This window comes from Paenibacillus sp. EB106-06-01-XG199 (genome assembly GCF_058791575.1).
Genome location: NZ_JBYTDQ010000001.1, coordinates 695516 through 706592, shown reverse-complemented (window position 1 = coordinate 706592; position 11077 = coordinate 695516). Strand labels below are relative to the sequence as shown.

General features: G+C 42.4%; 7 protein-coding genes. All 7 read left to right on the top strand.

The window, feature by feature from the left end; all coding sequences use genetic code 11:
* Window positions 1-58 precede the first annotated feature (58 nt).
* The 7 genes from AC3WT9_RS03500 to AC3WT9_RS03470 all read left to right on the top strand — a co-directional run bounded on the left by AC3WT9_RS03500 (window position 59) and on the right by AC3WT9_RS03470 (window position 11044).
* Window positions 59-2515, top strand: coding sequence for a glycoside hydrolase family 2 protein (locus tag AC3WT9_RS03500; protein WP_492407296.1), 2457 nt, complete (start codon window positions 59-61; stop codon window positions 2513-2515).
* A gap of 160 nt (window positions 2516-2675) precedes the next feature.
* Window positions 2676-3641, top strand: coding sequence for an alpha/beta hydrolase family protein (locus AC3WT9_RS03495; RefSeq protein WP_492407295.1), 966 nt, complete (start codon window positions 2676-2678; stop codon window positions 3639-3641).
* Window positions 3642-3887: 246 nt separating this feature from the next.
* Window positions 3888-5414 (top strand): tannase/feruloyl esterase family alpha/beta hydrolase, encoded by a 1527-nt coding sequence (locus tag AC3WT9_RS03490; RefSeq protein ID WP_492407294.1) that lies wholly within the window; start codon window positions 3888-3890, stop codon window positions 5412-5414.
* A 66-nt stretch (window positions 5415-5480) separates the two neighbouring features.
* Window positions 5481-6623 carry a pectin acetylesterase-family hydrolase gene (locus AC3WT9_RS03485; RefSeq protein WP_492407293.1) on the top strand — a complete coding sequence of 381 codons (1143 nt, stop codon included), beginning with the start codon at window positions 5481-5483 and terminating at the stop codon, window positions 6621-6623.
* Between the two features lie 21 nt (window positions 6624-6644).
* Window positions 6645-8936, top strand: coding sequence for an alpha-L-rhamnosidase-related protein (locus tag AC3WT9_RS03480; protein ID WP_492407292.1), 2292 nt, complete (start codon window positions 6645-6647; stop codon window positions 8934-8936).
* 44 nt (window positions 8937-8980) lie between these two features.
* Window positions 8981-10372 (top strand): alpha/beta hydrolase family protein, encoded by a 1392-nt coding sequence (locus AC3WT9_RS03475; RefSeq protein ID WP_492407291.1) that lies wholly within the window; start codon window positions 8981-8983, stop codon window positions 10370-10372.
* 33 nt (window positions 10373-10405) lie between these two features.
* Window positions 10406-11044 carry an acetate uptake transporter family protein gene (locus AC3WT9_RS03470; RefSeq protein WP_492407290.1) on the top strand — a complete coding sequence of 213 codons (639 nt, stop codon included), beginning with the start codon at window positions 10406-10408 and terminating at the stop codon, window positions 11042-11044.
* Window positions 11045-11077 lie beyond the last annotated feature (33 nt).

Below are 11077 nucleotides of genomic sequence, written 5' to 3'. Positions count from 1 at the left end.
CTGCGCTGGTAAAACTATAATTTTAATTAGAACATCAATATTTTCTGGGAGGATAAATATGTTGAAAATAAATTTCAACAAGGGTTGGGAAATTGGCGAGAACATCACTGCATTAACGTCTGCAGTAACTGGCAAAAAGAAATCAGCAGAGATCATAAATCTTCCTCATGACGCAATGATTACAACGAAGAGAAATGCAGGTGGACCCACTGGCCCCGGCGGGGGGTATTTCCAAGGTGGAAACTATGAATATGTTAAGCGATTTACTGTATCCGAAGATGACAAGGGTAAAGTGATTTTCTTGGAATTTGAAGGTGTATACATGCATGCATTCGTATTTGTGAATGGAGATTTAGTAGGCAATAATCAGTATGGGTATTCAAATTTTTATGTGCAAATTAATGATTATCTACATTATGGCCAAGAAAACGAAGTGAAAGTAGTGTCTATGAATAATGCGCAGCCTAATACACGCTGGTATTCTGGCTCTGGTATATACAGAAATGTAAGTATTATGAAAGCTGATCCAGTGCATATTATACCTGATGGAATTCGAATAACAACGATTCATTCAGAGCCTGAACTAGCCATTATTCAGATGGATACCATCCTAAAAAATGAAAATATCGGGCTACAAACAGGCTTTATTATGACTGAAATAAAAGATGCTAGTGGCGATATAGTTACAACAGAGACCACGAAATTTAGTATAGCCTCTAATTCACAAAGCTCGTTACGACAACGGCTTACAATCATGAATCCAAAGCTGTGGAATTTGGATATACCATATTTATATATATCTGAGATAAGAATACAAATCGAAAATCATGTAGTGGATCTGGAGTCCATTCCTTTTGGCATTCGCAAGCTGCAATTAGACAGCGTTAATGGATTGCGAATTAACGGAGAAACGGTGAAATTAAAGGGGGGTTGTATTCATCATGATAATGGAGTGTTGGGAGCAGCCACTTTTGAGGATGCTGAATTCCGGCGTATCTACAAGCTGAAGGAAGCAGGCTATAACGCGATAAGAATGTCCCATCATCCGATTTCAAGAGCAATGCTTCATGCATGCGACAGAATTGGAATGCTTGTTCTGGAAGAACTTGCGGATACATGGACGGTTCAAAAAGTAGAATTCGATTATGCTATTAACTTTAACGAATCATGGGAAATAGTAGTGGAGCGTATGGTTGGTAAATCCTATAATCATCCTTCCGTTGTTATGTATTCAATCGGAAACGAGTTAATAGAAATCGGCTCAGCTTATGGAAACATCATGGGAAGAAAAATAATAGAAAAGATACGAAGTTTAGATGATACACGTTATATTACTAATGGTATCAATTTAATGATGACAGCAAAGAACTTAATTGATGAGCTTATAGAAAGCTTAGGAATTACTGACGTCAGTAAGATGACCAGCGGTGAGATTAATGAAACGATGCAGACGCTCGGTCCCTTAGTCAGAAAGATTATGGAGGATGGTCAAGCTTATGCGAATGTTCAGGAAGCTTTCGATTCTCTGGATATATCCGGGTATAATTATTCTCCGGAGAGATACCTGATAGACCGCAAACAATCAAAACATAAGGTATTTTTAGGGACTGAGACTAACCCCGCTTCTTTAGATAAAAACTGGAGACTTGTGAAGGAGCATGGCTTCGTACTCGGGGACTTTTCATGGACAGCCTGGGACTATCTTGGTGAAGTAGGGATAGGTGCTGTCAGGTATGGGGATGAACAGGAAAAAGGTTTTTATGGACCTTATCCTTGGCTAACTGCGCTGACAGGTGATTTCGACATCACGGGTTATCGTCTGCCAATTTCTTATTGGCGTGAAATTATTTGGGGAGGGAGGAATCATACTCCTTATATTTCAGTGCAAAACCCTGAACGTTATGGACAGGAAGCCAAGCTTAGCAACTGGGGCTGGACAAATTCCATTAGCAGCTGGACATGGCCAAATTATGAAGGTCAAGGCATTGTGGTTGAAGTATACTCGGATGCCGAAGAAGTAGAATTATTCATTAATGGAAAGTCTAAGGGCAAACAAACTGTTGGTAATGAGTTTAAAGAGTATTATTGTACCTGGGATACCATTTTTGAACCTGGAGTTGTAGAGGCCATCGCATATAGAGAGGGTAAAGAAGCCGGATGTTATCAACTGAAAACCGCTGGTGTACCGAAATTAACGGTAACAAAAGAAAGAGAGCAGATAACTGCAGGGACGAATGACCTCTGTTATGTAAATATTGAGCTTGCAGATGATAAAGGAATATTGAACACAGCAGTAAACAAAAAAGTATCCTTCACATTAGAAGGACCTGCAAGCGTTCAAGGAAGCGGAACTGGAAGAGGAAAAACAGAGGCGAATTATAATGACAAGGAGCATGAAACCTTCAATGGCCGCATGTTAATTGTTGTTCGGGCCGGGGAAGACAAAGGGCTGGCCAGATTAACTGTTGAGACAGAAGGCCTGCAACCAGTAACAATAGAGATACCTGTCGTATAATTCAATATAAAACAGCAAACACTAATTAAGGTGTTTGCTGTTTTTTTCAACATGTTACATTCAGAGCTTTCTGTATCATTTTGCCTTGGTCTATTGATTCAACTATTATCTGATGATACATTTGTTACACAAAAAACATCATCATTCTCAGGAGGAAATAATGAAGATATTAAAAAGAATATTGCTAGTTGTGTCTATTGTAGTTATTGTAATTATTCTGGCAGTAGTGGCGATTTTTTTATTTCAGTCATACCGCAATGATAATTATCATAAATTTGTAAAGACTGACAAGCCAATTGAAGCGAAATATACAGCACTCGGACCAAATGAGGTTTCGTATGTAGAATTCGACGCAAAAAATGATAGCTATAAAAAATATGAGATTTGGTATCCGTCCGAAATGAAAGATAGTTCATCAGCATATCCCCTCGTTGTAATGGCAAACGGAACGGGAATCACTGCATCAAAATTTAAATCTGTTTTTAAACATCTTGCTTCATGGGGATTTATTGTTGTTGGAAATGAGGACGAAAATTCGCGAACCGGAGCTTCATCGTCTGCAAGCCTTGACTTTATGCTGAGTCTGAATGAGGATAGCGAGAGCGATTTTTATGGAAAAATCGATGTTGATAACATTGGGATCGGCGGACATTCGCAGGGAGGCGTGGGAACAATAAATGCCGTAACCAATCAGGAGAACGGTGATTTCTACAAAGCCATGTTTACGGCAAGCGCCACTTCAAGCTACTGGGGACAGGAAAGTGTATTTGGAACAGATTGGAGCTATGACATATCCAAAGTCGATATTCCCTACTTCATGGTTGCTGGTACAGGGAATTTTGATGCGGGAAATGCAGAAGACATAAAGGCTACAGAAGGGCAAGGAATTGCTCCACTTTGGTCACTTAACACGAATTATTCCACTATTCCCGATACGGTTACCAAAGTTATGGCTAGGCGCGTTAACACTGACCATAGCGATATGCTGACCCATGCGGACGGATATATGACTGCTTGGTTTATGTATTGGCTGAAAAACGATCCACAAGCAGAAAATGCATTCTTTGGGGACGATGCTGAGATCCTTACAAATGCTCACTGGCAGAATGTAGCGAAAAACCGCTGAATACACCTTTAGTGTGGGAAAGTGTTAACTTATACAATTGCTATGAAAAGAGGTACCGGAGATCGTTTCCAGTGCCTTTTTTGCTTTGCGCCAACAAATTCAGCAGATAGTTCCTCCTAACTTTAAAAAGCGATATCTATGTTTGAATTCCATTATATTAACCTGCAAGTATGGAGCTCTATACTTGAGAAAGGAGCTATGCTTGATTATTGGCAAATAATATTTATTGTTCAAGGAGGGTTTCAAATGGTAAATGCAAACATCGACAAAATTAGAAAATTTACATTGGATGATGGGGAAATTACAAATGTAGAGTGGATGGAACGGATAAAGACGCCAGAGCCAAATCCTCTGGGATTTAAAATGGTGGATGGCGGCAGTTTTTACAGAGTTATCATGAAATTACACCCGACGGCACAATCCAATATAACTGTGATGATGTATTTGCCGGAACCGGAAGCGTGGAATGGTAAGTTCTTGGGAACTGGAAATGGAGGATATGCCGGAAGCATCGCAGAAGGCGCTCTCATGAATGGCATTGGCCGGGGATACGCCACAGCTAATACTGACTTGGGGACAACTCCAGATCCAAATGATTGTATTGGGCTTCCAGAAGTGTTGATTGATTATGGACATCGTGCGACCCATTTAATGACGGTGGTCGGGAAACAACTGACAACATATTTCTATGGCGAAGCTCCTAAATATTCTTATTTTGCGGGAGGCTCCACTGGAGGACAACAGGGTTTTTCGGAGGCTCAGAGATATCCGGAGGATTATGATGGTATCGTCTCTCTCTCTCCGGCATTTGACAGAGTCAGACTGCACAGCTTTTTTGTCTGGAACTGGCAGCAGCTTCATGGAAGAAAAGAGGCGACATTTACGCCGGAACAGGCACAAAAATGGAAAGACAGCATTGTAAAAGTATATGGAAAGGAATGCGGAAGTAATGATCTGGATCCATTTTTAGCTTATCCCGGCGGAATTAAGGGGAATCCTATGGACCATCCTGCTCTGCAGGAGGCAATTGAGGAGCAGTTGACAGATGGCCAGAAAGAGGCACTGCGCATTATTTATGATGGGCCAAAAGACCCGGTTACTGGTGAGCGTTTTATTACACCTTTTCTGCCTGGCTCGGAGGCGGAGTTCTTAAGTCTGGTCGATATGAGTAATAAAGAACAGTTTGCACACGGATTCCTTTTTCCATTCCGCTGGATTTGGGGAAAGGACTTTGATTTTGAAAAGTTTGATTTTCATAAGGACCTGCAGGAGGCAATAGCACAGCTGAGTCCAATACTGGACGCAACCAATCCGGATCTGAGTGCATTTAAAGCACATGGTGGAAAGCTGCTGGTCGTTGGCGGCAGTGTAGATGCAATTATCCCGTATACAGGATTTTTGGATTATTATCACAAGGTAGTTGCAGAGCAGGGAGGATTGGAAGAGACTAAGAGATTCTTCCGTTTTCTATTAATGCCAGGTTTTTCGCATACGGCGGGAGGAACTGGCGTACAAGAGGTAGGAATAATAGGCCTCACAGAGGTTCCGCGGGATCCGGACCATGACGTGATTTGTGCTTTGGAGCAGTGGGTTGAGCAGGGAGTTGCACCAGATAGGCTGTTGGGAACCCATTTAAAAAACTGGGGTTCAGAGATTGAATTTGATCATGTAAGACCGTCCTATGCCTATCCTTATGTGGCAAAATACACGGGAGGCGACCCCAAAAATCCTGAAAACTACATCCCGGTGGAAGACGCGGAGGCATATGAATAGATCATAGGGATCTGTAATAATCAGTGACTTAGCAGGGGAGTAACCAACGACGAGGAGAGATAGAATATGCAGGAAATTCATTTGGAACCATGGGAGAAGATTTCAGATGAGCTCCAGAAATGGCTGCCCATTATTGAAAAGAAAAAATATCCTGAGATTCCGGAGGAGCCGGAATTAGGAAAAGTCTACCGCATGTATCCAGCAGGAGGTCTCAGCGGTAATGGTACTCGCTTCCACGGCAATTTGCGGTTGGGAAAGGATCCGGGTAAACTGCTAATCTTTTTTAACGGCGGCGGAGTATCATGGAACGAATACACAGCGGCCAGACCCAACAACTTGTTCACCAGCCATCTGCCGGATAGTTACTACTTTAATACCACAGATTGGATGGGGGATTATCCCCTGAACAATAGCATTTTTGCTGCCAGGGAGGACAATCCCTTTCAGGAATGGACGATCATCAATATCCCCTATTCCACTGGGGATTTTCACTGCGGGGCTGGAGATTTCCCCTACATTGCCCTGGATGACACTCGGAGGACATTGCCTCACCACGGCTATTTAAATACCATAGCCCTGTTACGCATGGCGAAACGATGGGTGAAGAGTCCGGAGACCCTTTTGATTGCCGGAGTCAGTGCCGGAGGCTTTGGGGTGTCGTTGATGGCAGAGGATGTAATCAGCGAATTTCCAGAATGTGCAGATATCACATGTGTTGTAGACAGCTCCTTACTACTCAAGGAGGACTGGAGCCGTGTGGCAAGAGAGATATGGCACAGCCCGGAGCATATCTGGAAACGTCTGACTGGAGATAATATAACCTTGGATTCCTATTCAGCCCTGTACCAAAAATTTGGCAGCAGGGTGAAGTATCTGTTTGCCAGCTCTACCCGGGATGCCTTGTTGGTTCAAGCTCAAAATGCTCTATATGGCAAGGGACAACTTTATGATAAGGCTAGCGGGCTAAGATACCAGAGCACCCTGAAAGAAATGTGCAACAAGCTTGTTGAGCTTATTCCTACAGCAGGCCTGTACATTTTCGAGCATCCCATGAATGAACCAGAATACCACGAAGCCGAATTAACTATGCACTGTATCCTGGATTCTGCCCACATGTTCGAACACAGGGAAGAGGGAAAAACCGCTTGCGAATGGATAATGAGTGCCTTGCATGGCCGGGTGGAGCGGATCGGACTGGGACACCTATAATTACTAAGAGGGGAAAATTATATGGTTAGAACAAATTGGGTCTGGGTTCCAGACTGGAATGCAGAGGATAAGGAAGAACCAAGAATCATCTATTTTCGTAAGAAGGTTGACATTTATAAAGTTCCGGAGAAATTAGAAGTACAAATATCCGCTGATTCGAGGTATAAGCTATATGTGAATGGAAAACTAATCGAGATTGGACCGAGCAAAGGTGACAATGAAATTTGGTATTATGACACCGTAGATTTGGCGCAACATCTTAAGCAAGGAACAAATATTCTGTCTGTTGTTGTTCTTCGCTACCCTATGGAGCATACAAAAGGTAATAGCGGGATATTTCGTACACATACGCCAGGATTCTATTTCACAGGAGAATATCTGGATGAAAATGGAGATCATATCAGCTTATCTGCCGACGAGAGTTGGAAATGCTCAAGAGAGCCAAACGTTAAGATATTACCAGAGCAGAAGGTTTTGGCGCACTTATATTTCCTTGAGGAAGCCTCCGGCAATCCTGATGCTTTTGGATGGATGAAGGAGAATTACGAAGATAGTAAATGGCTGTCCGCAGAGGTATTAGGGTGGCAAATTGTGATAAATAAAGGGGGGAGTCCTGGTAATCTTCAAGCCAGAACAATACCTTATATGAACAAGCTCCCCAGAAAATTCGAAGGTATCATTGTGATTAGAGATTCAAAAGTAAAAGAATCAGAATGGAATAAAATGTTGGCTGGAGCAGGGGAAATTACTATTTTGCCACATTCAAAAGAAGTTGTTGAAATAAACGCCGGAGAGTTGATGACAGGATTTCTGAAACTCTCTGTGATTCATGGAAAGGGCGCTAAAATCAATATACTACAGTCTGAAGGATACGTTCTACCAGACGATCCGGATTCTCCGAACCTCTCTATGCCGAAAAAAGGAGATCGTTTAGACTACAAAAATGGTCATCTCCATGGATTTACAGATACCTATGAAGTTGCTGGAATAGGTAAAAACGGTAAACCTGAGATATATGAACCCTTTTGGTTTCGGACCTTCCGTTTCATCCAGATTGAGATTGTAACAGCAGATGAACCCTTAACAATAGCAAGCTTTGATTACCTAGAGACCGGATATCCTTTAGAAGTAAAAACCTGGGCGAAAACCTCGGATGAATCTATGCAAGCAATTTGGGATATAAGTGAAAGAAGTTTGAAAAGATGTATGCATGAGACTTATGAGGATTGTCCCTTCTATGAGCAGCTTCAGTATGCTATGGATACCAGATCACAAATCCTGTTCACATACATGACATCCGCAGATGACAGACTGGCTCGCAAGTGTTTTGACGATTTCAGAAGATCGCAGCGCTATGATGGCATGATAAGCTGTTCCTACCCAAACTATACGTTCCATAGCATTCCTGGATTCTCTATTTTTTATATTATGATGCTCTATGACCATATGATGTATTTCGGGGATAAAGAACTGATTCGATCCTATCTGTCGACGATTGATGGTATTCTGGAGTACTTCCATACACACCGTACACAGGAGGGAATCGTCGATAAAATAGGTGGACTTTTATTCCGGGATACTGCGTGGTCTTTTATTGATTGGACAACGCAATGGAATGACACATCTGGCGTACCTAAGGCAGCACTATCAGGGCCGATCACCATGGAAAGCTTGCTTTATATTATGGGACTTGAATATGCAGCCCAAATGGCTTCCTTTGCGGGAAGAGACGGAGTTGCTGATGAATATGTAGTGCGGGCGACAAAAGTCAGGGAAGCAGTCAGAGAAGTTTGTATGAGTAATAACGGGATGATTCAGGACGGACCTGATATAAATGAATACAGCCAGCATTGTCAGGTATTTGCTATTCTAACGGATACGATAGAGTTGGAGCAGGGAAGAGAAAACCTATTAAAGACCCTTAAAAACAAACAGGAGTATACACAGTGTTCTGTTGCTATGGCATTCTATCTGTACCGTGCACTAGAAAAATGTGATCTCTACGAATATACCAATGAGCTATGGGATGTATGGCGAGATATGGTGAACAATAATCTAACTACATGTGTGGAAGATCCAGTCGTGCAGAGAAGTGATTGCCATGCCTGGGGAGCATTAGCTCTTTATGAGTTGCCGGCAGTAATACTCGGGGTACGGCCGACCAAACCTGGCTTTGAAGAGATGGAGGTGAAACCTGTGCCTGGTCACTTTACTTGGGCTGAAGGAGAAGTGATTACACCTAAGGGGATGGTTAAGGTCAAGTGGACCAAAGTGGGAGACAATATAGAACTTCATCATCAACTTATAGAATAGTATTTATTTTCTACTTACAAAATCAAAGAAGGGGGAGGGGGATTATGAAACCGGAAAAGATGGATATGGCAAAGGTGCTAGCCATGCTGGCACAACCCAAGGAGGCACCGCCTCCTTTGGAGAATGTAGAGAAAAAACGTCTGGAAATCCCTTATATCACGAAAGAAAAAAAGGTTGAGCGACGACCGGTGAGACTGATCATGCCCAAAGGGGCAACATGTGCGAGGCCTTTGATTTTTGTTCCCCATTATGAAATGGGTGAGGATGCCATGGAACTGCGGGCATACCTGCAAAAGGGATGGGCGGTTGCATCTGCGGTGGAATTTGATAATAAATATAATGCACAACTGACAGATGATGACCTTGTATTTAACAATGCAGCTCTTTATACACTGCGTAATTTGCCGGAGATCGACAGAAAGCGAATTGCAGTGGTGGGAGGCAGTGCAGGCGGTTATATGTCACTAATGCTAAATGCTCTGCAATTAGGAATTTGTTGCTCTATAGCTAATTGTCCCATCACGAATGTATATTTTAATTTCTACCGGTATTTTGTTGAAGCAAACCAATTAAATCAGAAGGCAATTGAAGAGATGTCTAAGGCCAATGGTAAGGCCGAGGACAAGAAGGATAGACAGCCTTTAAATGTCATGAAGAGTGTGATGGGACTGCCATTACCTTTTTTGGCAGGCTTGTCGGGGTTGTTCCTGCCAATTCTACAAAACTTCCCGGATCCAAAGGATATGGCAAGATGGGAGGCGTTCTCACCGGTGGCTTTGGCAGAAATGTTTTGTAATCCGATCGTTATCAGTCATTTCACCTCCGATGTATTGGTACCCGTTGATCAAGTATCCAAACGATTTACTTATGCAAAGCCTGGAGATTCACTTCCAGATTCTTTCAGCACCAGGCTGCCAGAAGATATCATTGGCAAGTTGGGATATTCTTTGGAAGAACGCCTTCCCGAAGGGGAGACAAGAATAAAATGCATCCCTGCCCTAGATGCCAATGAGGATGGGATTCTTTCTTATGCAGCAGATAAAAGATTTAATCTCAATATCTATGATGAAGGGCCCGTAGAAGGGTATGGCAGTCACCGGATTCAGCCAGGAACAGGCAGGATAGATGATACTCCATATCTGGAGGAAATGCTGTCTATGACCGCGGCAAAGACGAATGTGCTGACAGTGGAGAAGCTGAAGCTTTTACTGGAACGGTATCAAGGGAAAAGTGTTCAGTTGCCGGCACATGAGGGCGTAGATGATGAAGTGTATGGTTCTTTGAATGTTTATCGTAAAGAGGTATTTGAGGAACTTTCCGAGTGGAAGAAAGACACCGGCGAGGATGCATGGAGAGCAGTTAGAAAAGAACTGCTGAATACACAAGTGGATGCCACTTATCAGGAAGAACTCCAGAAAATAATGGAACAGTTTTAGAAACAATAAGCAAATAGAGAGGCAGTAGATTAAATGGATAAGCACGATAACTCATGGGCTGATCCTGCTCCGGCAGGGTTGGTGGCTTTGGCAGTATCCTGTTTTTGCTTTTTTGCTTTATTTACCGAACGCGTAACCGGGAATGCGGCCCCTTTATTGGGGTGGTGGCTGCTTGGCGGTTTTGTAATTCAGCTAATCGTAGGAATTATTGAATTAAAAAAAGGAAATACGGTTGGAGGGAATACCTTTCTCTACTTCAGCGCTTTCTTTATGCTGGTTGGCGGATTTGAACAACTCTTTAAATTTTACCTTGCTAATAGTCCGTTCGTGCTGGATACCCAAATTGACGGTTGGGCATGGTTATGTCTATCCTTAGCATTATGGTTATTTACTCCGGCTTATTTTAAATCACCATTGCTTTTATGTGTTATTGTACTTATTTTGGACGTTGCTCTGCCCATATTGGCTCTTATCGATTTAGGCATCATATCCCGTCAACTTTCTTATATTCCTGGATGGTTGCTTTTGTTAGCTGGATTAACCGGAATCTATCTCGCAGCGGCTATAGTGGTAAATGACACATTTAAGAGAAAGATCTATCCTAATCCAGATCCTTTAATGAAGTTTACCGGACGTTCTTACCAACGAGAAAAGAAAATTATCACAGATTAAATTTCTGAATGTAAAAAGCGGGGAATATTATTT